We start from the raw sequence: 24,226 nt of genomic DNA on the forward strand, positions 1-24,226 counted from the left end.
TTTAGTGTGAAGTCAGTGGGTTAACAAAAATAGCATGTTGCTGAAAAGCTCCATGCTGGTGCAACGCCGGAATGGATATGAACCGTGCGGAATTATTTAATTCGCTGAAATTTAGCGATTTATTATGCACTAAGGAATAACGGGAATCGGGAGCAGAGCGCCTGAGAGGCCGCTTGTGTAAAAATAATGTTACATTTTTGTGAGTCTGAAAATGCGTGCACACCGGCGCACGCATCGGATTCACTTATGACAGACTGGCGCTGGCGGGCAACTTTTTCAGACTTATCGCCATGCGGTTGTAGGTGTTCATCAGACCAATCGCGATGTTCAGATCGACAATCTCTTTTTCACTGAAGTGCGCTTTCAGTGCGGTATAGCGGTCGTCTGGCGCACCCTGCTGAGCAATCAGGGTCAGGCATTCAGCCCAGTGCAGGGCAGCCTTCTCTTTATCACTGAACAGCGTACCGGATTCCTGCCAGACCGAGGTCAGTACGATCTTATCCCAGCCCATGCCCGCTTTATTCAGCGCTTTGGTATGTAAATCAATACAGTAGGCACAGCCATTAATCTGCGATATGCGCAGGAACAGCAGTTCCAGTAAAGTGAGCGGCAGATCGGTTTGTGCCAGATAGCTGTATACGCCGCCCAGCGCTTTCATGCCCGCCGGTGCTGCACTGTGAAAATCGATACGTTCGCTCATCTTATTGCCTCATTCAGGGTTGATAAGGCGATTTTCAGCCTTTCAATGGAGCAGATAAAGTGCCAAAAAATGAGAGTCTGACTGGTCCATCGCCGCTTTCCACGCTGACACTGCAGCGCGGCGCGTCACGTGGCCTCAGTGAACAACTGCGTCAGCTGATTGAACAGGCGATTGGTGAAGGACGTTTACAACCTGGCGCGCGTCTGCCTTCCTGTCGCGATCTGGCGGCTCAGCTCGGCGTGGCGCGTGGCACCGTTCGCGCCAGTTACGACATGCTGGTTGATGGTCAGTTTCTGCAGGCCAGAGGCGCGGCGGGTACCTTCGTCAGCCCATTACCGCCGTTAAAACCGGTCAGCGCCGATGCTGAACGCCAGCTGCTGGAAGGTGCAGAGGAGTATGAAGCGCCACCGCTGACCTTCCAGATGGGCATTCCTGCCAGCGATGCATTCCCGGCCAAAGTCTGGCTGCGCATTCTGCAGCGTCAGACGCGCCTGCAGGTCAGCAGACCGGCCAGCTATCCCGATCCCCGCGGCAGCTTAGCGTTGCGGCAGGCGCTGGTGGCCTATCTTGCGGTGGCACGCGGCCTGCGCTGTCAGGCGGACCAGATCATTATTACCAGCGGCTATGCTGGCGCAATGGGACTGATTGGGCTGGCGATGAATTTTCAGGGTAAAACAGCATGGCTGGAAGATCCCGGATTCTGGGTGGCGCGTCGCGCGGTTGAAGCGCTGCGCGTCACGCCGGTTGCCGTGCCGGTTGATTCCGAAGGGTTGCAGGTTGAGGCCGGGATTGCCCGCGCGCCGGATGCCGCTTTTGCGCTGGTCACGCCGGGACAGCAGGCGCCGCTTGGTATGACGATGAGCCTGGCACGCCGGCATGCCCTGCTTAACTGGGCCAGCCGCGCGCAGCGCTGGATTATCGAAGATGACTATCTCGGCGAGCTTCAGCCCGGCAATCGCGCCGCGCCGGCACTGGCCGCGCTCGACAGCCAGGGGCGGGTGTTGCACATCGGCACGTTCAGCAAGACGCTGACGCCGCAACTGCGGCTCGGTTTTATGGTGGTGCCACCCGCGCTGACGGCCCGGTTCGGCGAGGTCTGCGCGTTGCTTTCGCCTGCCTCCTCCGGATTGCTGCATAATGCGGTGGCGGAATTTCTGCGGGATGGCCACTTTATGCGGCATCTGCGGCGGATGAAGCGCGTCTATCATGAGCGGCTGGAACTGATGATCGCGGCGCTGCATCCTCACTTTCCTGACCTGCAACGCGCCGGGCTGGCGGTGATTGTTCGTTTACCCGCCGGTTCACCGGATCAGGTGATTGCGCAGCAGGCGGTGGAGTGGGGCATGGCGCCGTCGCCGCTGTCGATCTGGTATCAGCAGGCGGATCAGCGCGGTGCGGGCCTGCTACTGGGGGCGGCACATCTGCCACGTGAAGGTTATGCGCGCAGTGCCGAACGGCTAAAGGCGCTGGTCGATGCGTATCCTGCTGTCAGCCCCTGAACCAGCGACGCCAGACAAAACGGATAACAAAAAACTCCAGTGCGCCCAGCAGCAAAAACCAGACGCAAAACACCACCGTATAGAGCTGATTCAGGTCCTGCAAATGGAACATCTGCAACAGATGCTGCGCCACCGTCACGCTAAAGGCGGGCGCGGGCAGCAGCAGCGCCGAGAGAAAGCCCAGCAGTAAAATGCCACCAGGCACGATCAACGTTTCAAAAGGGTTATTCATAACCGGTATCCCATATTTATCAGCCCGGCATTTTCCGGTAAACGGCGACACGGTTCAATGGTGGCGCGCTGCTTCGTGCGCATCCGGCATGCTGCATGGCCAGAGAAATGGTCAGAAAACGCTTTGCTACCATCGACTTAGCGCGATTCATAGCGGATGATAAGAGTTATAGCCTTTGCTATACTTAAATCCCTGATTTTACTGTCTTTTTATCTTTGGGTTTGCATGATAGACTGCGCCCACTTTTTCATAACTGAACACTTTGTGTGGTGAATTCAGCGTGAATTGCCGCTTTTTCGCCCCAGGTGAATAAATCATGACCTTTATTGCCACTTTAATTCTTGCGCTGGGCATGTCGATGGACGCGTTTGCTGCTGCTCTGGGCAAAGGTGCCACATTGCATCGTCCCGGTTTTAAAGAAGCGCTGCGTACCGGTCTGATTTTCGGCTCAATTGAAGCGCTGACGCCGCTGATTGGCTGGGCGCTTGGCCTGGCCGCCAGCCGTTACATCATGGCGTGGGATCACTGGGTTGCCTTCATTCTGCTGGCGTTTCTGGGTGGCCGCATGATGATGGAAGGCTTCCGTCAGACTGCCGTCGCAGAGCCCTGTGAAGCCCCGCAAAGCCATGGCTTTATGGTACTGGCTACCACCGCGGTAGCGACCAGCCTCGATGCGCTGGCTGTCGGTGTGGGTCTGGCTTTCCTGCAGGTGAACATCATTACTACCGCGCTGACCATTGGTGCAGCCACTACGGTGATGGCGACGACTGGCGTATTAGTCGGGCGCTTTATTGGTCCGGTCCTGGGCAAATGGGCGGAAGTGCTGGGTGGAGTAGTGCTGATAGCCGTCGGCTCCACCATTCTGTTGCAGCATCTCGGCTACACCGCGTAGGGCTTTTGCACATAAAACCGTCATTTTTGTGATCTGGTTCAAATTTATTTGCTGTTAAAACGCACAGGAGCTATACTTTTTCGGTATATGTTCAACTAAATTTGAATCAGGTGTTCCATGAAACGTATTTTTAAACACGTGTTCCGTGCTTACGTTGAGACGTTCAAACACGTACCGCCGGGTGCCATGTACTAAACACCCCGCAAGAAACCCTCGATAATCGCGGTCAGGGATCGACCTGTGATTATCACCTTTTCTGCTTCTGCTGATTTAAACCCGCGCTTTCGCACTTCTGGTGCATCCTGTTTGTTGCTACCCCTCTCCTTCTGATTGCCGTTATGCGCCACTTTGAGCCAGAAACGGACGTTGCTGCAGTGATCTAATCTGCCCGGGAGATTTCCGGATGCCAGACAAAATGGCGGCATACCTTAAACAGGAAACACGCACTTTTAATGGGTCACGGGAGTGCCTGTGCCGAAGCTAAGATTCACGTTTAACACTGATCATTCTTCCTGAATACTTCAGTAAACCATTCGATAAAGACCCGGACCTTAGGCGGAAGATAGCGTCTGTCAGGGTAGAGTATTGAAACCGGTTTCGTCACTGTCGCATAACCCGATAATACTTCCTTCAGCTGGCCTGTTTCGAGGCAGGGCTTTAATGCCGTATATAATGCGTGAAGCATGCCGAGGCCCGCCACGCCACAGGAAAGAAGTACGTCAGAATTGTTAACTCGTACGCTGCTTCCCGGATGCCGTGAAACAATTTCGCCGTTCATAACGAATTTCCATTCCTGAATGTCCCGACTGTGTTCATTAAAAAAATAAATGGCTTTATGGTCTTTAAGGTCATCAGGCGTTAAAGGAGTGCCATATTTATCCAGATAAGAGGGTGCTGCACAGGTGACCATCTGCAGGCTGCCCATTCTGCGCGAAATAAAATTCGAATCAGCAAGCTCACCGAGACGAATAACACAGTCGACACCCTCTGTAATTAAATTGGTCAGGCGATCTGAAGCGGTTAAGACTATTTCAATTTCAGGATATAAAGCCTGAAACTCGCTTAATTGTGGGATCAGGATACTGTGTGCCAGCGCCAGTGGAACATCAATGCGCAGCTGGCCACGAGGTCGCTGATTTGAAGAGTAAGAAGCCATTATATCGCTGGCATCACTCAGCAGCGTTTTAGCCCGCTGATAAATTTCTTCCCCTTCAACGGTCACACTCAGACTGCGCGTGGTGCGGTGCAATAGCTTAACGCCAAGCTTGTCTTCCAGCTGTTGTACGGACTTACTGACCGCAGGGCGATGCAGCTGCAAGGCGTCAGCGGCCCGGGTGAAACTACGGAATTCAACGACGTGAACAAAAATATCCATCAATTCCAGCATGTTCGAGCGCATCATTTAACTCCGCAAAAAATATTCCTGCCGAAATAGTGTATTGCGGATTATATCCCATTCCGATTGTTTCTCCTGCAGTAACACTGAAGTCCTTTTACATGGCTTTTTACGCCCGCCTGCTTTTTTTATCATCACCCTATTCGATGCATACACATGGGAAATGACAAAATGAAAGCATGGTTACTGAAAGATTTTGGCCTTGAAAACTTAAAGCTTGAAGAGGTGGAAACGCCTGTACCCGGTCCGGGTGAACTTCTGGTTAAAGTTGGCGCGGTGTCTCTGAACTTCAGGGATAAGGCAATAGTAGAGGGCTTCTATGAGCCTCATCTGGTTCCAAAGCCACTGATTCCTGTCTCGGATGCCACGGGCACCGTTGTTGCCACGGGACAGGGTGTATCCCGTTTTAGCACGGGTGATCGCGTTAACTCGCATCTCTATTCACGCTGGTTAGAGGGTGAACCTGCAGCCGATGAGCCAGCATGGTGTATTGGAATGCCGTTACCCGGCGGGCTGGCTGAGTACATGATCATTCATGAGGACAGCGCAGTTAAAGCGCCTGACAGCATGACAGATGAAGAAGCCTCTACACTTCCCATCGCTGCACTTACGGCATGGTACTCGCTAATGGATATCGGCAATCTGCAACCTGGTCAGACCGTGCTCGTACAGGGAACCGGTGGTGTATCGGTCTTCGCTGCTCAGATAGCGCATGCCTATGGTGCACGTGTCATTGCCACCTCCAGTAACGATGCAAACCTTGAGCGCATTAAATTACTGGGAGCCGATGAAGGGATTAACTATAAAAAATACCCTGATTGGGAAAGAAAAGTGCTTGAAATGACTGATGGTAAAGGCGCTGACGTAACGATAGATGTCGCCGGGGGCAATGGCATCAATCAGTCAATTGCTGCGACAAAAGTTGCCGGTACGATTGCTCAGGTAGGATTTCTGACCGGCCAGACAGCACAACTTGATTTGATGCCGTTAATTTTCCGTCAGACAAAGATCCGGGGTATTGCGGTTGCACCACGCTCCTCGTTTGATCGGATGAATCCGTTCCTCAATAAACATAATATTAAACCCGTCATTGAACAGGTTTACAGTTTTAATGAGGCGGTTGAAGCCTTCCGGCACCTCTCCCGTGGTGCATTTGGCAAAATCGTCATCCGAATTAGTGACTGATAACGACATTTTATTCCTCAATTCTGGCAGTTTTTACTGACTGCCAGATACTTTTTAATCCCACTCTCACCGCGTTAAACCCCTTCTCAAAGCGTGCTTATATTCCTTCTGCACATCGTCAAAAGGGCCGCTTTTCGTATCACCACGACCGGCAGCGGTGAGTTACTTTTGCGGGTGGATAAGCCGAAAAGTACAGACAATTTTCGCCGGCAAAAACGCTCCTGTCTTAAAGCGCATCGGCCACAAATTCAATAAATGTCCGTACTTTCGAATTCAGTGCCGAACGTTCGGTGACACAGGCATAGATATTCATCGGGAGGGACTCAATGGTGCTCTCGCCACTGTGACCTGACCAGGACAAAGACCTTAACAGACCGCTGTCTATCAGTGGCTGAGCTACAAAGCTTGCCAGACGGGCAATGCCGCCGCCGTTTACGGCTATTCTGGCGATGATATCAATATCATCGCTGATAAAACTGGGGTTGAGTTTTGCATTAACAGGCTGTCCGTTGACCATAAACGTCCATGGCAGAAACCGTCTGTCGGTGGGATAGCGGAAAACCAGGCAGGCGTGCTGGCTAAGTTCTCCAGGCGTCTGAGGCGTGCCAGCGCGATCAAGGTAAGCGGGAGCCGCACAGAATATAAAGGGTAGCGATGCAATTTTTCTGGCGATCAGTTGATCATTCAGCTGTGCTTCGATGCGGATACTGACATCGACGCCTTCCAGGCGATGATCGACGTTGCGATCGGTACTGATCAGTTCAATATCTATATCGGGGAAGGACGCTTTGAAAGCGGGCATAAGGGGAGCCAGAACATACCGACCAAACGCGGCTGTTGTGGCGATACAAAGTGGCCCCTGCGGTTTGGTTTCATTCGCAGCAGCCTGCGAGGCGAGTTCGATATCATGTGGGATGTGACGGACTTTCTCGAAATAGCGTTTACCGTTTTCCGTTAAGGTCATGCTGCGGGTGGTGCGCGATAGCAGTCGCACGCCCAGATGCGCTTCAAGACGGGAAAGACTCTGGCTGACTGCTGCCGGACTCATACCTTTAGCGCGTGCCGCCGCTGCAATACTGCCGTTTTCCACCACGCGGATAAAAGTGCTAATCAACCCTAACACGTCCATCGCATCCTCAACCGTTTATTCGTCACTTTTACTTAATAATGATTAAAGCATAACCGCTCTACAACCCCCCGCATAAGCTTGTTAAGTTAGCCGCAGTTTCGTCCACTTTTGTTAAACAGGATATTCAGATGACTGATGCTGCAACAAAAAAAACCTTACGAACCCGCCTGCCGGTGCGCACGGCGCCTTACATATTTGCGCTTTATATGGCGATCATCATGGCGTTCCTGATGAGTCTGGTCATCACGTTAGCCGAATTCGGAATGGGGCCTCATTACATGACAAATGTGATGAATGCTTACCAGGTCGCCATGCCAGCGGCTTTCTTTTGCATACTGGTTGTCCGTCATGTTGTTATCCGGCTCGTAGGATTGACCGTTCACGGTCACTGAGACAGTCAGCATGCCCATTACGGGCGCCCGGGTGTGATTTAGCCCGCTTCTCGCTCATCGCGGCAGGCGACGGCTGCGCCAGAATGGTGGCGGGTGGCAAACCTCCAGCATTTCAGATGCAGGGTGGGCAGGTCGTTCAGATACTGACCGGTATCAGGATGAAAGATACCGAAGAGCCGGGCGTACGATATGCAGCAGGTAAAGCTCACAGATGAGGAGGGCGAGGAAACCCCTTCATTGGCCGTGCGGAGAGTTTCACGCGATGTGACATTACTGGCTCTGTTTATTGTTAAGCATCAACGTTAAATCAGCACCGTCGTTATGGCGGTATTAGCCTGCTCCTCTTCGCACACCGCGGAGCCTGAAGCTCTCCCTGAGCAGTCAAAATAAAACAGCCATTCAGCCATCTGAGCGTATAAATGGTTAAAATAAATAAACATATACATTGCTAAATTATTATCGCTATGTCTTAATGCGTCATCGGTTTGGAACACAGACCTTATGAAAGCAGTTTTAGTAAAGTAGTCCTCAGTTCAAGTGTTATCCACAGATATCCTTCTTCGAGAGCCTCCTCCTAAGTGCCCAATAAGTAAATCTCTAACTACAGGCCATCTTCGCCGCTCTTAGTGGCTAATCGATTAAGGAAATATCTATGTCTGACAAAATGACTGGTTTAGTAAAATGGTTTAATTCAGATAAAGGTTTTGGCTTTATCACTCCCGATGACGGCAGCAAAGATGTATTCGTACATTTCTCTGCTATCCAGGGTGATAACTACAAAACGCTTGATGAAGGTCAGAAAGTCTCCTTCACCATTGAAAATGGCGCTAAAGGCCCTGCAGCTGGCAACGTCACAGCGCTGTAAGCCGCGCTCATTATCAGCGACGCCTACAATAGCGATGAAGACATAAGTCTGAGCAGATAAGCTCTGCTGATAATAAAATAAACCCGCCCAGTGCGGGTTTTTTATTGCCTGAAATTCGTATTATCTCTGATCCGTTAACCTGCTCCGTGTTTATTCGTCCACCCCGAAGTTAATCCTCTCTTCATAAGCCCTGCCCGTGATGAAATGTGACGTTAAGCCATCGGGCAAAAGCCATAACGCGCCTTTTGAAATCAGCGATGCTCCCCTGAGGCGTATTACTGATTGCCAGCAAATCATCCATTTCTTTTGCTAACGCTGGATATCGGGCATTGAATGTAAAGCGATACTCCTCGGGTGTTTCAGGCCACTGTTTGTCATGTTCACTGCGAAGAATATTGGTTGCTCTGATTGCCTTTCGTGCAGCAGCACGCTGTAGCTGCAACTTTTTATTTTCGTCAGCAGATAACTGCATTTGAGTTATTAATTTTTCCAGCACCGGCAGGAAGTCGCCATTCACTGCTACCGCGATTTCTTTTGAAGGTTTAAATGACTGGAATCGTTGACTCAGGTCCTCTCCGTAAACGCAGACACAGTGATGTTTGAGCCAGTATCCCCAGCTAAGCAGATTATCTGGATGCACTACCTGTTGTAACAGGCCACAATCAAAATCGATTTTACTGACAACAGGATTATTTTTTTCAAGTTTGCGCTGTATTTCAGTAAGTTGCACTTTAGCCACTTCGCCGGGATCAACGCTAAATATGACTGTCATATCCAGATCGGACTTCCCGATTTTTGCCCGGCCTTCAGCCACACTGCCATACAAATAAAGGCTATGTATAAGCTCAGGAAAACTTTGGATTAGCTTTGCCTCGACCTGTGCAACAATATTCCGGAACTCTGGCTGCAATTTATTGGTTTCTGGCAGGGCAATAAAACCGTTGTGATCGATTGCCATCCTTTCTCCCTTTTAATGGCGTCATTCACCGGATTAATTATATCTCTTATGTCCGCTTCTCGCTCACAGCGTACACACATCATTCACTGCCGTCATTGCCTTCCCGCTTACATCAGACATATCCCCCGCCAGAGTTTATCACCCGCAAAGCCAGCGTCTTCTTAGGCGAAACCCCATACTTTTTCACACCATCATGCGGATAACCCGCCTGCTGTCTGATCCCGACCTACACTGAATTATTCTCCCCAAACCAGGAGCAGCGGATGATCCAGAAGCATCGACGAAAACAGGCAGCGATTGTGGCAGGTGTTGGATTGGGTGTGGCGGCCACGTTATGGGGCATGAAACGCTGGCGGCAGCTTAAGGAGACGCCGCCGGTGTCGCCGCACAGTCATCACGCCGGTCTGGCCGGTTATTATCAGCAGATTGGTGACTGGCGCATGTTTACCCGCGTTACGCCTAATGAGGATCAGGGACTGCCGGTCGTGCTGATCCACGGTCTGGTGATGTCGGGCCGGGCGATGGAGCCACTGGCGCTGGCGCTGGGGCGCGACTATCACGTGCTGGTGCCGGATCTGCCCGGTTTTGGCGCCAGCACACTGCCCCCTTCTGCGCCGATCATGTCGGTGGAGCAGCTGGCGGATGCGCTGTGGCTGTGGCTACAGCATAACGGTTTCCAGCGTGCTATCTGGGTCGGCAATTCGTTTGGCTGCCAGATTCTGGCCGCGCTGGCGGTGAAACATCCACAGGCTGTGGCGGGACTGGTGCTGCAGGGGCCGACGGTCGATCGTCATGCACGCAGTCTGCCGCGTCAGCTCTGGCGCGACTGGCGTAATGGCCGGCTGGAATCACGTCGTCCACCGGGCCCACTGGCCCGAATTGATTACGCCAAAGCGGGCCTGCGGCGCGCTTTCGGTACCATGCGCGCCATGATGCGCGACCGCATAGAGCATCGCCTTACTTACATTAACGCACCCACGTTGCTGCTGCGGGGCTCGCGCGATCCCGTCTGTCCGGCCCGCTGGCTGGATGAACTCGCCGCCCTGATGCCGCGCAGCGAACGAGTGACATTACGCGACGGGACGCACACTTTGCACTACGTCTACCCGTGGAGTTTCTGTCACGCCATCCGCCCGTTCCTGGCACGTATCCAGCAGGAGGATCAACATGAGTAAACCACCAAGAGGGATTGCCCGCTTTGACTCTGCTGCCGCCATGCTGCTTGCGCTGGCCAATGCGCTGCACGACCGCCCCTTTGCCAGCCCCAGCCAGTCACCGACGCTGGATCGCCTGTTACCCTCACTGAACCGGCTACCGACCGGGCTGCGTGAGTGGGGCTATGCGCTGGGCGGCATGGCAGAAGGCATCAGCCTGCGCCAGGCGGGTGAACTGGATGTGGAAGGGATCGCCGAATGGATGGTGAGTGAATACCCGCAACAGGATTATCCGGCGGCCTTTATCGGTTCATCGAACGGTGCACTGGTGCATCTGGCGGCGGCGATGGGTGTACCCTGGCTGCCCCAGACTTTTCTTTGCCCGGTGCGGGCCGCGAATAACGATCCCGATGACGCACAGACCAGCTTTGAGCAGGGCAAAGAGATTGCTGCCGCGCTGCTGGCTGCCTGGCCACGGCTGGCGGTGCACCATATGCAGGACCCGAATCAGGATCGGCTGATGCTCGATCAGATGCGCTACTTCCGGCTGAAACTGCGCGAACTGCCGCTGGCCTTCAACGAATTTCTGATGGGAAGTCTGCCCGCCGGATCAACGCTGTTTATCAATCACTGTACCCGACAGTGGCCGGTAACACGCACCAGCGATCGCTCGTTTTTCCAGTTTGGTGCGCTCGGCGGCGCAACCGAAAAAGAGTACTTACAGGGCGGCCCGCGGGTGGCGGAATATCTGGCACGCTATGGCATCGATCGTGAGCGCTGGACGCCGCCCGCCATTACTGACCACGTGCCGGAAGCGGAGTGGGGACTGGATGGTTATCTGATTTCGCCGCTGAAAAAACTGGCGGAGGCTCAGAACTGGAAGCTGATGGAGATTCGTTACGAAGATCCGGAGGCGATGAGCTATGTGGTGGCAGAGATCTACCGCGACTGGTATCTGGCGGCGGGAATTTTACCGACCCGGCTGACGGTGGACAGCTTCCTGCTGATGGACCCGTGGTGCACCATGCATCAGCACGCCATCCCGTTCTGGCTGGTCTTTTGCACCGAGCCTTCGGCCGCGGCCCTGCAACGCTTCCTGGAAAAACAGCCGCCGTTCCGCAACATCGACATGATGCTCTTTTCTCACGGCACCGACAGTATCGGTCTGGCGGAGATTGATCGCTGGCGGGCGCTGCTCTCCCATGCACGTGATGAAGGCGTATTGATTGGCGTGGATGAGGAACGTTTTCCGCGTGATTTCGCAACGTTTGCCCGCTTCGACTCGGCATTGCGTGAACGGGCACCGCTGTTGCCACCACCACCCGCACTGAGCGCGGAGAAGGTGATGACGGGTATTCAGCGTTATGGTGCAAAACATGGGGTCACCCTGACGGCGCTGACGTAGCAGTCGCGCCGTCAGCCGTGATTATTCGCCGTCGGTGATCGGCTGGCGCACCAGCAGCAGGTAGGCGAGTGCGCCAACCAGCGTCACGCAGGCACAAATCATCAGCGCCATGCTGAACGATTTGGTGGTGTCGAGCACCCAGCCGGTGATGACCGGCGCGAACGAGGCGAAGATAAAGCTGGCGAAGTTCTGGATGCTGCCGACAGACGCTGTCATACGGGCGGTGACGTTGGCGTGGATCAATCCCCAGCACGACGTTCCGGCGAAGTGGATACAGAACAGCGCCATCCCAATCAGCGTTACGGCGCTGGTAGTGTCGGTCGCGCGGGTCACCACGGCGGTAAAGCCGGCGGACAGCAGCATCCCGCTGACGATGCAGACTTTGCGGGTTTTCACCGCGTTAAAGCCGCGACGTACCAGCGAGTCGACCACATAGCCATTCAGCAGCATGCCCGCCGCACCGAACAGGAACGGAATCGCCGCCAGCAGGCCGGTACTTTTAAGATCGAGATGATAGGTCGACTGCAGATAGCCCGGCAGCCAGGCGATATAGAGCCAGGCGGTATAGTTGATGCCGCTGAAGCCAATCATCATGCCCCACATGGTGCGCTGCTTAAACAGGCCGCGCCACTCTTTAAAGCTGATCGGCTCTTTACGCGAGGCAACGCTGCCCGCCTGTAAATAGTGGATCTCTTCAGCGCTCAGGGTATTGTTGTCGCGGTCACGGTAGATCATATACCAACCGATGGCGAGGAACATGCCGAGGATACCGATCGTGACAAACATGCCACGCCAGCCCATCACCAGCATCATCGCCGCCAGAATCGGCGGAGCCACCGACAGTCCAATCATCGAAGCCGCATTGAACATCCCCATCGGCATGCCGCGATCTTTAATGTTGAACCAGTCGTTGATCACTTTCACGCCGCACGGGTTCATCGGTGCTTCACCAATGCCGAGGCCGATGCGCACCAGGATGAATTGGGTAAAGTTATGCACCAGGCCAGAGGCGGCCTGAAACAGCGACCAGATAAACATGCCAATGCCGAGCATAATGCGCGGCCCTTTACGATCCAGCAGCGCGCCGCACGGCAGTTGCGCCAGGCCGTAAGCCAGCGAAAAGGCGGAGAGCAGGAAGCCGATTTCGGTGGCGCTCAGCCCCATCTCCTCGCGGATGGTCATATTCGCGACCGACAGCGAGCTGCGATCCAGATAGTTGATGATGGCGGCGAACAGCAACAACAGCATCGCCGTGATCTGGATCTTGCGGATACGCGGTGAACGCACCACGTCGCTACGCATCGGCACGAAATCCTGGTCTGATGGCGTGTCGCCAGCTGCGCTGTCGCGGCCGGTTACTGAAGTCTTTTCCATTGCACTCTCCCGAAACTGGGTACTTATCGTTATGGTGAGAAGGGGTCTGCGCGCAGCGGCAAAAGGCCGCCGTGACGTTGCAGTCGAGACTAAGAGCAAAGGGTTAAGGATGTTGCAAAGATGTTTCTGAATCGTGCGGGAGCTAATGCTTTGTGGTTTTTAATCGGTTTTTAATTGTACTGACCGATTGAGCGCACCATCGAGGTTTTAGCGGTTGCCAGATGGTTATGTAATGCACAGAGTGCGTCGACATCCTGACGGCCAATCAGCGCGGTCAGAATCGCCATATGCTCCTCCAGCGCCACAATATTTCGCTGCTTGAGGTCGCTCTCATCCCACTGATAATGCGAGTGAAAGATCACAGAGATAATCTCCAGCGACTGATTGAAAAACGGGTTGTTGGCGGCGGATAAAATCAGCGAATGCATCTGACGATCCAGCGCGGCAAAGTGGCGATAGTTGCTGGCGATGGTATCGCGCATCGATCGGTGACGATCCAGCAGATCCCGCGCCTGAACCCAGCGCTCGTCGCCTGCGGGCAGATTCAGGAAGCGGCTCAGGGCGTGGGTTTCCAGCATCTCGCGCAGTTCAAACAGCTTCTCGGCGTAATCCTGGGTGAATTTTTTCATCCGCCACTGGCCGCGTCTGACCGGCTCCAGCAGGTCATAGCGCATAAAGCGCAGCAGGAATTCGCGCACCACCACCGGACTGACTTTCACCTGCTGCGCCAGTTGCAGCTCGCTGAAGGTATCGCCGGGCACCAGCTGCCGCTGATTAATCATATTAAAAAACATCTGCTCAAAGTGGCTGGCCTGCTGCTCAATCGGCGGCGTTAACGCGCTAAAACCGTCATCTTCGCGCGGATCGCGCACGATAACCCAGGTTTGATCCACCTTATCCAGCACGCCGCACTGATGCAGATAGTGCAGGGTGTGGCGCACCGTAGTCCGGCTGATATTGAACATTTCCGCCAGTGCCGCCTGGGGCGGCAGCGGTGAACGAATATGGCGCTGAGCGATGCTTTCCAGCATCTGGTTGATGACGTTCTGGCGTAAATTCTGGCTGCGGCTCATCTCACTCTCCGGTTTTTTATGCATTAAAAACCATTCAAAGCCCAAAAAAATCGCGGTGCTTCACACTTCCCGCAAACGAACACCGCAGCGCGTGCAGGATTCGCCATAACTGCCTGCAGGACAACCGGAGAATCACCATGACAACAATGAAAGCACTGGTCATCGCTGAACCACGTAAGATGGTATGGACCACCCGCGATATCCCCACGCCCGCCGCTGGCGAGGTACTGATTAAAATCCTCACCGCGGGAATCTGCGGCACCGACATCCACGCCTGGTCTGGTAATCAGCCATTCTTCAGCTATCCACGGGTGCTGGGCCATGAAATCTGCGCGGAAGTGGTGGCGCCGGGTCAGGACGCCGCGGGCTTTCAGCCGGGCCAGCGGGTGGCGTTAATGCCCTATATCTCCTGCCTGCGCTGTGACGCCTGCCAGAGCGCCAAGACCAACTGCTGTGAGCAGATCTCAGTGATTGGAGTGCATCAGGATGGCGGGTTCTGCGACTACTTAAGCGTGCCAGTCAGCACGCTGCTGGCGGTGGATGATGTCGCGCCGGAAGCGGCTGCGCTGATTGAGCCCTTTGCCATCAGCGCTCATGCGGTGCGTCGTGCCACAATTGTGGCGGATGAGCAGGTGCTGGTGGTGGGTGCCGGACCGATTGGGCTGGGTGTTGCCGCTATCGCCGCCGCCAGCGGCGCGCAGGTGGTGGTGGCGGATACCAGCGAATTTCGTCGCCAGCATGTTGCTGACCAGCTCGGTCTGACGGCACTGAATCCGGCTGATGAAGCGTTTTACAGCGCGCTGCGCGAGCAGTTTGGTGGCCGTCTGGCGCTGAAGGTGATAGACGCCACCGGCAGCCCGGCGGCGATGAACAATGCGGTCAACCTGATGCGACACGGCGGCACTATCGTTTATGTCGGCCTGCACAAAGGTGATCTGGTGATCCCGGACAGTGAATTCCATAAAAAAGAGACGACCCTGATGGGCAGCCGCAACGCCACCCGTGAAGATTTCGACCGGGTGCGTGCGCTGATGGCCAGCGGCCAGCTGCGCGCCGAAATGATGCTGAATCACCATCTGGCCTTCTCCACGCTGGATGAAACCTTCGAGGCGCAAATCATCAACAACCGCGAGCTGATCAAAGGCGTGATTCATTTCGATCGGTAACGCGGGCAGTCGGTTCGCGTGGTTCAGGGCGCAGTGAGGGTCTGAAAGAAGTGCGCCCGCACCGCATCAGCATCCACGCCAAGCGCGATACGCTGGGCGGGCAGGCCGTTAAAGGGATCCTGGCGGGATGCCAGCGCGCTCAGCTTACGCACCGTCTGACCGCAGGCGATGCCCTCCGTGATCACCCGCAGCGGGCTTTCGGTCAGGGTAAATGCCTGCGGCAGAGTGAGCCACGCCACCGCCAGGGTGTCATGCAACGCCATACCCTCGAATCCCTCTTTCTCCAGGCTGTAAGCCAGGTAAGGGCGACAGATCGCACTCAGCACCGGCTGATTCAGACGCTGAACCTCATCGCCGCTGATCAGCACCTTGTGCGTGACATCCAGCGGGATCACCACCACATTCAGCGCCGAGGCGAGCACCTGATCGGCAGCATGCGGATCTTTCCAGATATTAAATTCGCTGAAGGGCGTCACGTTGCCACTGTGCCCGTCGGTGCCAAATGCGCCACCCATGATCACCAGCTCTTTCACCAGCGGAATAATATCCGGCGCCTGATTAATGGCCGTGGCGATATTGGTCAGCGGACCAATCGCCACCAGGGTGATCTGATGCGGCTGCGCCCGCACGCTGTCGATAATAAACTGCACCGCGCCCGGTGCCTGATCGCTGCAGGCATTATCAAACGCATCGCCCAGCCCATCTTCACCGTGCAGTCTGGCGGGCGCAGAGGGTGGCAGTGCCAGTGGTCGTGAACAGCCGCGATAGACCTCCGCGTTAATCGCCATTTTCCCGCAAAACAGTCGGGCGTTTTTCACCGCCTGACCCACCGCCACGTTGCCGAAGACCGTGGTAATCCCCAGCAGATGCTGCGTCCGCGCCGCATAGGCCAGCGCAAAGGCGTCATCCACGCCGATATCGGTATCAAAAATCAGGGTACGCATAGGGTCTCCGCAACAGGCTGTAAACCGTCAGCATTACTCCGTCTGTGGCGTGCGCGTCAAGGTTTTCAGCCATCATGACTTCACTGTTGCCAGCATGAAACGGCCGTCGTATTATCACCGGCTCAAGGTGATGGCGTGCCACCTTTCCCAACCGCCGGTGGGCTTAACACCGGCTGATGACGCCTGACACTCAATCCTTTCGCGGGAGCTGAGGTGTCAGGCGCAGTTTATCTCTGCCTTTCCCCTCAGCCCGGCGTCAATCTGCAATAAGGAGCAAGACATGTTGAAACCGTTATTGGCTGTGATGATCGGCGGCTCTGCCGGCTGTGTACTGCGCTGGCTTTTTGCAATGCGCTTTAATGCGCTCTTTCCCAATCTGCCGCCGGGCACGCTGCTGGTAAATCTGATCGGCGGTCTGATAATCGGCGGCGCGATGGCCTGGTTTGTTCGCCATCCCGACATCGACCCGATCTGGAAACTGCTGATTGTCACCGGACTCTGCGGCGGGCTGACCACCTTCTCCTCTTTCACTGCGGAATTAATGGGGTTGCTACAATCAGGGAACTATCTCTGGGCGATGACCAGTGCGCTGGTGCATGTGATCGGCTCGCTGCTGATGGCGTTTGCCGGTTTCGCACTGGTCACGATGCTGGGCTGATCCGGCTAAGCGGCGCTTGTCATACTCCTTAAGAGGTAGATACTGTTTCAGGTTTTACGCCCGACCATCCCGCATGAACGGGCGCAGAAGCTGAACGTCACCGATTATTCCGGACGATTAAGGAGCCGAGCAATGCGAACTAACCCCACATTCCTTAACCTGGTGCTGTTAAACGGTGAGCCCGGCCAGAAACTTCAGGCGGCGCGTGACGCCGGTTTCGATCAGGTGGAGATCTGGCGCGAGGATGTCGAGGCGTGCGAGGGTGGCGCGGCGGCACTGGCTGAGATCGCTGCCCGGCAGGGACCTGGCTTTACCAATCTCCAGGTGCTGCGTGATTTTACCGGGGCACCCAGCGCGTTGCGCGGACAGAAGCGCGAAGAGCTGCGCCAGTTTATTCAGATTGCCCAGGCGCTGGGCTGCGACACCATTCAGGCGCCGGCCAGCACCCGCGCGGATTGCTGCGCCGACCAGATTGATGATGACCTGCGCTGGATGGCCTCTGAAGCTGCGCGCTACAACATGCGTATTATGTATGAGCCGATGGCCTGGTGCAGCGTGGATAACACGCTGCCACTGGCGTGGCAGCGATTGCAGCGGCTCGATCAGCCCAATATCGGGCTGGTGGTCGATCTGTTTCATATCTGCGCACTGGGTGGCGACGCCTCACAGCTGGACGGCATTCCGGCCGAACGCATTTATGAAGTGCAGCTGTGTGATATGGCCGCCATGCCTGCGCAGGATAAGCAGAGTCTGATGGCGATGGCGAAGCACCAGCGTCTGCTGCCCGGCGATGGCATTATCGACATTGAACGCTTTGTCGATAAGCTCAAAAGCGCGGGCTATCAGGGACCGGTGGGCATTGAAGTCTTTAATGATGCGCTGAAACGCCTGCCGCCTGAGGTCGCTGCCCGTCATGCCTGGCAGGCATTAAAGCGCTGCTGGGGTTAATCCTGTAAGCACTGCCCGATAAACGCGGCGGCATGCATGGCACCCTGAGCGGAGATGGTGTGGCCGGTGGCGGGTTCAAATCGCGCTTCTACCGGCACTAATGCGGCCCTGAGTCGTGCTGCGGCAGATTCGCTCTCCTGCCACGGGATCACCTCATCGGCCTGGCCGTGGATCAGCAGCGCGGGCAGATGAGGCTGTGGCGTCAGTTCACCGTCAACCGCCAGACGACCAGAAAAGGCGACCACGCCCGCCAGCGGATAACGGCCAGATGCCAGCGCATCCAGCGCCATGATCGATCCCTGTGAAAAGCCGACCAGCACCACATCCTGCCAGCGGTCGGCGAAGCCGTGCTGTGCGATAACGTCGCTGAGGGTCGCGTCAAACGCCGCCCGCGCGGCCCGTACCCGACCTGGCCGGTTCTCTGGCGTCACCTCCTCCAGGCTGAACCACTGCCAGCCAAAACCGGCGGCAAAACGTTCGGGCGCATTGGGTGAGGCAAAAATCACATCCGGCAACAGCGTCGCCCAGTGACGGCCAATCGGTGCCAGATCGTCGCCGTTACTGCCTACGCCATGCAGAAAAATCACCAGTGCTTTTGCCATTATTGCTCCTTTATAGGCCGTATTCACTCAGATCCGGGCCTGCCGGAACGATCCCGTTCGGGTTCAGTGCCTTGATCGAGTAGTAACCCTGTTTGATATGATCGATGTTGACCGTCTCACGCACGCCGGAGACTGACAGCATGCTCTTAAGATAGCGATTCAGCAGCGTATAGTCGCGTATCCGGCGCAGGTTGCATTTGAACAGGCCATGATAGGCGACGTCAAAGCGAATCAGGGTGACGAACAGGCGAATATCGGTTTCAGTCAGCCGTTCACCCAGCAGGAAGGTGCGACCATCGCTGAGCAGGGCTTCCAGTTCGTCGAGCTGGCTGAAGACGTCGTTAAAGGCCTGCTGATAGCTGATTGATGTCGTCGCGAACCCGGCGCGGTAAACGCCGTTATTCAGACGCGGATAGAGGCTCTCATTCAGCGCATCAATCTCAGGGCGCAGCGCGGCGGGATAGAGGTCGATGCGGTTATCGGCCAGATCGCCAAAGCCGCTGTTGAACATACGCACAATGTCAGCGGACTCGTTGCTGACGATGGTGCCGGTTTTCTTGTCCCACAAGACCGGCACGGTGGCCCGACCCGTGTAATCGGGCGCGACGCGGGTATAGATTTCATGCAGGTACTGCGCGTTATTCAGCGTGTCCTGCTGTGCGCCGGGGAAACGGCCAAAGCGCCAGCCCTGGGCACCGAGCTGCGGTTCAACCACCGTCACGCTAATCAGCGACTCCAGCCCTTTGAGCTTGCGGGCAATTAACGCGCGCGACGCCCACGGACAGATCAGCGCCACATAGAGATGGTAGCGATCCGCTTCTGCCGCAAATTCAGTGGAGCCATCGCTGCTGATAAAATGCCGGAAACCGGACGTCTGACGGACAAATCCGCCCTGTTTATCGGTCGACTGCACCGGGTGCCAGTCACTACTCCATTTGCCTTCTACTAACATCGCGCGACTCCTCTGTAATGTGAGAAGCAGCTTAACTGATGACTAAACGGCTGATAATCCGGTCATAAAGACAATCATTTCTTCCATTCTGGAATAAATTACGCGGGCGGAAAACGGGTAAAGTGACTCACCAGGAAGTCGATAAGCAGGCGCGCCCGGTGTGCCAGATGACGGGCGGGCGGATAAACCGCAAACAGGCCAAGCGGTGGCGTGTCGAAATTCTCCAGCAGCCGGACAATCTCACCGCGTTGCAGCGCGGGAGCTGCGATAAAACCGGGCAGCCGCGCAATGCCCAGTCCGGCCATCGCGGCCTGCAGGCAGGCTTCGGTGTTGGCGAAGCGCAGACGCCCGCGGACCGGTACGGTGACAATCTCGCTGCTGCCGTCGCCGCCGGCAAACGGCCAGTGCCAGGGATCGCGAAAATTGGTGTCGATGATGCACTGATGCTGGGGCATCTCGCGCCAGTGCTGCGGCGTGCCAAACTGCTCAAGATAGACCGGTGAGGCGGCGATGCGCACATGCACCTCACCCAGCTTGCGCGCGACCAGGCTGCTGTCGCTGAGGGTGCCGATACGGATCGCCATATCAAAACCTTCATCGACGATGTTGACGGACCGGTCTGAAAAGCTGACATCCAGTTCAATCAGCGGATAGCGCCGGGCAAACGCCACCAGCACCTCAGATAACACCACAGTACCAAAGGAGCCGGGTGCGCTGATTTTCAGCCTGCCGGTAGGCGTGGTGGCACTTTCACGCACGCTGGCATCCAGCGTTTCAAACGCATCGAGCAGGTTTTTGACCCGCTCATAATAGCTGCGCCCGACATCGGTGGGCGACAGGGCGCGCGTGCTGCGTTTAAACAGCTGAACGCCGAGCCGCTGCTCCAGCTTTGAAACCAGCTTGGAAGCCTGACTGCTGCTGGTGCCGAGACGTAACGCCGCCGCAGAAAAGCTGCCGGTTTCCAGCACCGTGACAAACATCCGGTCACAATCGAGTCGATCCATGGCGGTGTCCTGTGGAGATAAAGTCGCAGTATAGAAGCTGTGCTCCGCTGATGCAGCCTTCACTTTGCGTGCCTTAACCCTTTCGCTGGCGCGGAAAACCTGCTTGACTGACTCTCTGCCCGACGTTCTCTGGAGTAATTCATGTCGCTGATTCACCTGACGTCACTGGCGGAGATCCCGGCCGCCGAGTGGGATGCGCTGTTGCCTGATGACCAGCCGTTTTTGCGCCACGCCTTTCTGCTCACGTTAGAACAGAGCGGCAGCGTGCGGTCCGAAGCGGGCTGGCAGCCCGATCATCTGCTGTGGCGGGAGGAGGGCGTGACCCGCGCCGCGCTGCCAGGCTACCGCAAACGCCATTCACAGGGCGAGTACGTCTTTGATCACGCCTGGGCGGATGCCAGCCAGCGCGCCGGGATCCGATACTACCCGAAATGGCTGGGCGCGATACCCTTCAGCCCGGTCAGCGGCGCGCGCCTGCTGGGTGAAACCGCTGCCGCGGCGCAACTGCTGTCGGCCCTGCCTGAGAGCCTGTTACAGCAGGGCTTAAGCGGGGCACATATCAACTTTACCGATGCGCAGGCTAACCAGCTGCTGGCCGATCAGCCCGACTGGCTCTCCCGGCTCGGTTGTCAGTATCACTGGCATAACCGTGGCTACCGCGATTTTCAGGATTTCCTGGATTCGCTGATGTCACGCAAGCGCAAACAGCTGCGTAAAGAGCGTGAGCAGGTGATGCAGAGCGGCTTTGAGTTTGACCGCTACCTGGGCTACCAGCTGCGCGAAGATCAGTGGGATTTTGTCTACACCTGTTACGCCAACACCTATGCGGTGCGCGGTCAGCGTCCCTATCTGACGCGTGACTTTTTCAGCCTGCTGGCGGAACGCATGCCGCAGAATATTGTGGTGGTGATCGCCCGTTTACAGCAGCAACCGGCCGCGATGGCGTTTTATCTGCGGGACAGCAACGCGCTCTACGGCCGCTACTGGGGCTGTCTGGCGGAGTTTGACCGGCTGCACTTTGAAACCTGTTTCTATCAGGGAATGGATTTGGCCCTTGATGAGGGGCTGACGCGGTTTGATGCAGGCGCGCAGGGCGAGCACAAGCTGGTGCGCGGCTTCGAGCCGCAGATTACCCACTCCTGGCACTATCTGCTGCATCCCGGCCTGCGTGATGCGGTCGCTGATTTTCTGGTGCAGGAGCGGGAAGGCGTGCGCGGCTGGGCGGAAGAAGCCCGCGACGCCTTACCCTATCGACGCGGCGATTAATCGATGCCGACAAAACCGCCGGTCTGATGCTGCCACAGCCGGGCATAGAGACCGTTTTGCGCCAGCAGTTCGTGATGGCTGCCCATCTCGGCAATGCCGCCTTTATCCAGCACCACCAGCCGATCCATCTTCGCGATGGTCGACAGGCGGTGCGCGATGGCGATAACGGTTTTGCCCTGCATCAGTGACTCCAGGCTCTCCTGAATCGCCGCTTCCACTTCGGAGTCTAGCGCCGAGGTGGCCTCATCCATGATCAGAACCGGCGCATCCTTCAGCAGCACGCGGGCTATCGCCACACGCTGACGCTGACCGCCCGACAGTTTCACGCCGCGCTCTCCCACGTGGGCATCCAGCCCGGTGCGGCCCAGTGAGTCGGAGAGCAGCGGGATAAACTCATCGGCGCGGGCGCGGTGAATCGCAAGCTGCAGCTCCTCTTCGCTGGCGTCGGGACGACCATAAAGCAGGTTTTCACGGATTGAGCGGTGCAGCAGCGAGGTGTCCTGGGTGATCATGCCAATCTGGCTGCGCAGGCTTTCCTGCGTCACAGCGGCGATATCCTGATCGTCGATCACAATCCGCCCCGCGTTCAGGTCATAGAGGCGCAACAGCAGGTTCACCAGCGTCGATTTACCGGCGCCCGAGGGACCAATCAGCCCAATCTTCTCGCCAGGTTTGATGTCGAGATTAAAGCCGTTAATCACCTGACGGCCACCGCCATAATCGAAGCGCACATCCTCAAAACGGATGTTGCCGCGCGTCACCTTAAGCTGCTTTGCCTGCGGTGCATCCTGCACGCTCAGCGGCTGCGCAATGGTTTTCAGGCCATCCTGTACCGTACCAATATTTTCGAAAATGCCGTTGACCACCCACATGATCCAGCCGGACATATTCACCAGGCGGATCACCAGACCGGTCGCCAGCGCAATTGCCCCGACGCTAATCAGCGACTGGCTCCATAACCACAGCGCCAGCCCGGAGGTCGAGACAATCAGCAGGCCGTTCAGCGCTGACAGCGTCAGATCCATGCTGGTGACCATGCGGCCAGCGTTCTGGGTTTTTTCGGTCTGCTCCTGAATCGCCTCACGCGCATACTGCCGTTCCAGATCGCTGTGAGCGAACAGCTTGATGGTGGCGATGTTGGTATAACCATCAACTATGGTGCCCATCAGTTTAGATCGCGACTCTGAGGAGACCACCGAACGCGCTTTGACGCGCGGCACAAAGAAACGCAGCGAGGCGCTGTAGGCCACCATCCACAGAATCAGCGGGATCATCAGCCGCCAGTCGGCACCGGCAAACAGCACCAGCGAGGTTACCGCGTAGATCAGCACGTGCCAGATGGCATCCACCAGCTGCACCGCAGAATCGCGCAGTGAACTGCCGGTCAGCATAATGCGCTGGGCGATGCGACCCGCGAAATCATTCTGGAAGAAATTGAGGCTCTGGCGCAGCACGTAGTTGTGATTCTGCCAGCGGATCATGCTGGTCATGCTCGGGCTGATGCTCTGATGCACCAGCATGTCGTGCAGGGCGATAAAAATCGGCCGCAGAATCAGCGCCACCGCCCCCATCCACAGCAGTATCGGCCAGTTATCCTGAAACAGGCTGGCGGGCGTGGAGTGATTGACCATATCGATAATGCGGCTCAGATAGCTGAACAGCGACACTTCAATCAGGGCTGACACCAGCCCCACTACCAGCAGTGCCGCGAAACTCGGCCAGACCTGCCTCAGATAGTAGAGGTAAAACGACCAGACCGTTGAGGGGGGCGAGTCGGTGGGCGCGTCATGAAATATATTGATAAAACGCTCAAAACGGCGATACAACATAGCGATACTCTTTCCGTCCGGTAAAGAGCTACAGCTTAGTGCATGAACCCCGTTCGGCTAAAAGGAGAAAATATGGAAATCATTATTCGGGCACGGGAACCGCAGGATGCCGCCGCCTATCAGCGACTCTACAGTCATCCCGATGTTTATCCCTGGACGCTGCAGCTGCCGTTTCCCAGCGTTGCCACCTGGGAGAAAAAAATCGCCAGAATGGATGCCGAAGGGTTTATCGCCTTTGTCGCGGAGATCGAGGGCGTGCTGGCCGGTGAGCTGACGCTGTTTGTGGATAATAAGCCGCGCACCCGCCACTGCATCAGCTTTGGGCTGGGTGTGCATCCCGATTACGCCGGTCGCGGCGTCGGTGAGCGCCTGATCCGCACCGCGCTCGACTATTCCCGTAACTGGCTGGGGATTACGCGTATGGAGCTGGAGGTGTTTCACGACAACGAACGGGCGCTGCGGCTCTATGAGCGGCTGGGCTTTGAGCGTGAAGGATTGATGCGCCAGGCCGCCCTGCGCGACGGTCAGCTGCGCGATGTGGTGATGATGGCGAAACTGCTGCACGGAAAGTCATAACCGGAGCGGCAGCGCTGCCGCTCCGCT

Annotated in this window: 25 protein-coding genes and 1 riboswitch; of the genes, 13 read left to right on the plus strand and 12 right to left on the minus strand. The window is 56.2% G+C overall.

Features of this window, described 5'->3' with window-relative positions; genetic code table 11:
- Positions 1 to 244 precede the first annotated feature (244 nt).
- The gene (locus FOV68_RS18430; RefSeq protein WP_039389685.1) at positions 245 to 700 is read right to left on the minus strand and encodes a carboxymuconolactone decarboxylase family protein; all 456 of its coding nucleotides are present in this window, start codon (positions 698 to 700) and stop codon (positions 245 to 247) included.
- A 59-nt stretch (positions 701 to 759) separates the two neighbouring features.
- Here FOV68_RS18430 and FOV68_RS18435 point away from each other — a divergent pair, with 59 nt between their 5' ends.
- On the plus strand, positions 760 to 2,199 hold the full coding sequence (locus FOV68_RS18435; RefSeq protein ID WP_143991322.1) for a PLP-dependent aminotransferase family protein: 1,440 nt from the start codon (positions 760 to 762) through the stop codon (positions 2,197 to 2,199).
- Here the strand turns inward: FOV68_RS18435 and FOV68_RS18440 are convergent.
- The gene (locus tag FOV68_RS18440) at positions 2,189 to 2,431 is read right to left on the minus strand and encodes a DUF1158 domain-containing protein (RefSeq protein WP_010253517.1); all 243 of its coding nucleotides are present in this window, start codon (positions 2,429 to 2,431) and stop codon (positions 2,189 to 2,191) included. The genes FOV68_RS18435 and FOV68_RS18440 overlap by 11 nt on opposite strands.
- Positions 2,432 to 2,747: 316 nt before the next feature.
- Here FOV68_RS18440 and mntP point away from each other — a divergent pair, with 316 nt between their 5' ends.
- Positions 2,748 to 3,323 carry a manganese efflux pump MntP gene (mntP, locus tag FOV68_RS18445; RefSeq protein WP_031593031.1) on the plus strand — a complete coding sequence of 192 codons (576 nt, stop codon included), beginning with the start codon at positions 2,748 to 2,750 and terminating at the stop codon, positions 3,321 to 3,323.
- Between the two features lie 117 nt (positions 3,324 to 3,440).
- Positions 3,441 to 3,518 carry a stress response protein AzuC gene (gene azuC, locus FOV68_RS24605; protein ID WP_111534772.1) on the plus strand — a complete coding sequence of 26 codons (78 nt, stop codon included), beginning with the start codon at positions 3,441 to 3,443 and terminating at the stop codon, positions 3,516 to 3,518.
- Between the two features lie 298 nt (positions 3,519 to 3,816).
- Here the strand turns inward: azuC and FOV68_RS18455 are convergent, their stop codons facing one another.
- Positions 3,817 to 4,722: a LysR family transcriptional regulator gene (locus tag FOV68_RS18455; protein WP_143991379.1), complete on the minus strand. Its 906-nt coding sequence runs from the start codon at positions 4,720 to 4,722 to the stop codon at positions 3,817 to 3,819.
- Between the two features lie 168 nt (positions 4,723 to 4,890).
- Between FOV68_RS18455 and FOV68_RS18460 the strand changes: the two genes are divergently transcribed.
- Positions 4,891 to 5,904 carry an NAD(P)-dependent alcohol dehydrogenase gene (locus tag FOV68_RS18460; RefSeq protein ID WP_143991323.1) on the plus strand — a complete coding sequence of 338 codons (1,014 nt, stop codon included), beginning with the start codon at positions 4,891 to 4,893 and terminating at the stop codon, positions 5,902 to 5,904.
- A gap of 226 nt (positions 5,905 to 6,130) precedes the next feature.
- On the opposite strand, the gene FOV68_RS18465 is transcribed toward FOV68_RS18460, so the two are convergent.
- Positions 6,131 to 7,033: a LysR family transcriptional regulator gene (locus FOV68_RS18465; RefSeq protein WP_143991324.1), complete on the minus strand. Its 903-nt coding sequence runs from the start codon at positions 7,031 to 7,033 to the stop codon at positions 6,131 to 6,133.
- Between the two features lie 128 nt (positions 7,034 to 7,161).
- Here FOV68_RS18465 and FOV68_RS18470 point away from each other — a divergent pair, with 128 nt between their 5' ends.
- Positions 7,162 to 7,425: a DUF2798 domain-containing protein gene (locus FOV68_RS18470; RefSeq protein ID WP_143991325.1), complete on the plus strand. Its 264-nt coding sequence runs from the start codon at positions 7,162 to 7,164 to the stop codon at positions 7,423 to 7,425.
- Between the two features lie 652 nt (positions 7,426 to 8,077).
- Positions 8,078 to 8,290 carry an RNA chaperone/antiterminator CspA gene (gene cspA / locus FOV68_RS18475; RefSeq protein ID WP_031593036.1) on the plus strand — a complete coding sequence of 71 codons (213 nt, stop codon included), beginning with the start codon at positions 8,078 to 8,080 and terminating at the stop codon, positions 8,288 to 8,290.
- 181 nt (positions 8,291 to 8,471) lie between these two features.
- Here the strand turns inward: cspA and FOV68_RS18480 are convergent, their stop codons facing one another.
- A complete protein-coding gene (locus FOV68_RS18480) occupies positions 8,472 to 9,248 on the minus strand; it encodes a nucleotidyltransferase domain-containing protein (protein ID WP_143991326.1) in 777 nt (258 codons plus the stop codon).
- Between the two features lie 263 nt (positions 9,249 to 9,511).
- Between FOV68_RS18480 and FOV68_RS18485 the strand changes: the two genes are divergently transcribed.
- Positions 9,512 to 10,423 carry an alpha/beta fold hydrolase gene (locus FOV68_RS18485; RefSeq protein WP_031593038.1) on the plus strand — a complete coding sequence of 304 codons (912 nt, stop codon included), beginning with the start codon at positions 9,512 to 9,514 and terminating at the stop codon, positions 10,421 to 10,423.
- Positions 10,416 to 11,807 (plus strand): hypothetical protein, encoded by a 1,392-nt coding sequence (locus FOV68_RS18490; protein ID WP_143991327.1) that lies wholly within the window; start codon positions 10,416 to 10,418, stop codon positions 11,805 to 11,807. Before FOV68_RS18485 ends, FOV68_RS18490 begins: the two co-directional genes overlap by 8 nt.
- 21 nt (positions 11,808 to 11,828) lie before the next feature.
- Here FOV68_RS18490 and FOV68_RS18495 read toward each other — a convergent pair whose 3' ends face one another.
- Both FOV68_RS18495 and FOV68_RS18500 read right to left on the minus strand, forming a co-directional pair.
- Entirely contained in the window at positions 11,829 to 13,181 is a 1,353-nt protein-coding gene (locus FOV68_RS18495) for an MFS transporter (RefSeq protein ID WP_010671480.1), read from the minus strand.
- 170 nt (positions 13,182 to 13,351) lie between these two features.
- Complete coding sequence (locus FOV68_RS18500) at positions 13,352 to 14,254, minus strand: GntR family transcriptional regulator (RefSeq protein WP_143991328.1); 903 nt, start codon at positions 14,252 to 14,254, stop codon at positions 13,352 to 13,354.
- A 137-nt stretch (positions 14,255 to 14,391) separates the two neighbouring features.
- Here FOV68_RS18500 and FOV68_RS18505 point away from each other — a divergent pair, with 137 nt between their 5' ends.
- Positions 14,392 to 15,420: a zinc-binding alcohol dehydrogenase family protein gene (locus tag FOV68_RS18505; protein ID WP_143991329.1), complete on the plus strand. Its 1,029-nt coding sequence runs from the start codon at positions 14,392 to 14,394 to the stop codon at positions 15,418 to 15,420.
- 23 nt (positions 15,421 to 15,443) lie between these two features.
- Here FOV68_RS18505 and FOV68_RS18510 read toward each other — a convergent pair whose 3' ends face one another.
- Positions 15,444 to 16,364 carry a nucleoside hydrolase gene (locus FOV68_RS18510; protein ID WP_010253478.1) on the minus strand — a complete coding sequence of 307 codons (921 nt, stop codon included), beginning with the start codon at positions 16,362 to 16,364 and terminating at the stop codon, positions 15,444 to 15,446.
- 117 nt (positions 16,365 to 16,481) lie between these two features.
- A riboswitch (Fluoride riboswitch) is annotated at positions 16,482 to 16,557 on the plus strand.
- Positions 16,558 to 16,644: 87 nt separating this feature from the next.
- Between FOV68_RS18510 and crcB the strand changes: the two genes are divergently transcribed.
- Positions 16,645 to 17,022 carry a fluoride efflux transporter CrcB gene (gene crcB, locus FOV68_RS18515; protein WP_069025493.1) on the plus strand — a complete coding sequence of 126 codons (378 nt, stop codon included), beginning with the start codon at positions 16,645 to 16,647 and terminating at the stop codon, positions 17,020 to 17,022.
- Between the two features lie 132 nt (positions 17,023 to 17,154).
- On the plus strand, positions 17,155 to 17,970 hold the full coding sequence (locus FOV68_RS18520; RefSeq protein ID WP_143991330.1) for a sugar phosphate isomerase/epimerase: 816 nt from the start codon (positions 17,155 to 17,157) through the stop codon (positions 17,968 to 17,970).
- Here the strand turns inward: FOV68_RS18520 and FOV68_RS18525 are convergent.
- The 3 genes from FOV68_RS18525 to FOV68_RS18535 all read right to left on the minus strand — a co-directional run bounded on the left by FOV68_RS18525 (position 17,967) and on the right by FOV68_RS18535 (position 20,528).
- Positions 17,967 to 18,572 (minus strand): alpha/beta hydrolase, encoded by a 606-nt coding sequence (locus FOV68_RS18525; protein WP_010253470.1) that lies wholly within the window; start codon positions 18,570 to 18,572, stop codon positions 17,967 to 17,969. The two genes, FOV68_RS18520 and FOV68_RS18525, sit on opposite strands and share 4 nt — an antisense overlap.
- A gap of 10 nt (positions 18,573 to 18,582) precedes the next feature.
- Complete coding sequence (locus FOV68_RS18530; RefSeq protein ID WP_083070513.1) at positions 18,583 to 19,524, minus strand: glutathione S-transferase family protein; 942 nt, start codon at positions 19,522 to 19,524, stop codon at positions 18,583 to 18,585.
- Between the two features lie 98 nt (positions 19,525 to 19,622).
- Positions 19,623 to 20,528 (minus strand): LysR family transcriptional regulator, encoded by a 906-nt coding sequence (locus FOV68_RS18535; protein ID WP_029519661.1) that lies wholly within the window; start codon positions 20,526 to 20,528, stop codon positions 19,623 to 19,625.
- 141 nt (positions 20,529 to 20,669) lie between these two features.
- Here FOV68_RS18535 and FOV68_RS18540 point away from each other — a divergent pair, with 141 nt between their 5' ends.
- A complete protein-coding gene (locus FOV68_RS18540; RefSeq protein ID WP_033780931.1) occupies positions 20,670 to 21,794 on the plus strand; it encodes a GNAT family N-acetyltransferase in 1,125 nt (374 codons plus the stop codon).
- Here FOV68_RS18540 and FOV68_RS18545 read toward each other — a convergent pair.
- Positions 21,791 to 23,623, minus strand: coding sequence for an ABC transporter ATP-binding protein (locus FOV68_RS18545; RefSeq protein ID WP_143991331.1), 1,833 nt, complete (start codon positions 23,621 to 23,623; stop codon positions 21,791 to 21,793). The genes FOV68_RS18540 and FOV68_RS18545 overlap by 4 nt on opposite strands.
- Before the next feature lie 72 nt (positions 23,624 to 23,695).
- Here FOV68_RS18545 and FOV68_RS18550 point away from each other — a divergent pair, with 72 nt between their 5' ends.
- Complete coding sequence (locus tag FOV68_RS18550; RefSeq protein WP_143991332.1) at positions 23,696 to 24,199, plus strand: GNAT family N-acetyltransferase; 504 nt, start codon at positions 23,696 to 23,698, stop codon at positions 24,197 to 24,199.
- The last annotated feature ends 27 nt before the right edge of the window (positions 24,200 to 24,226 follow it).

It is taken from the genome of Pantoea sp. paga (assembly GCF_007558755.1).
Classification (GTDB): Bacteria; Pseudomonadota; Gammaproteobacteria; order Enterobacterales; family Enterobacteriaceae; genus Pantoea; species Pantoea agglomerans.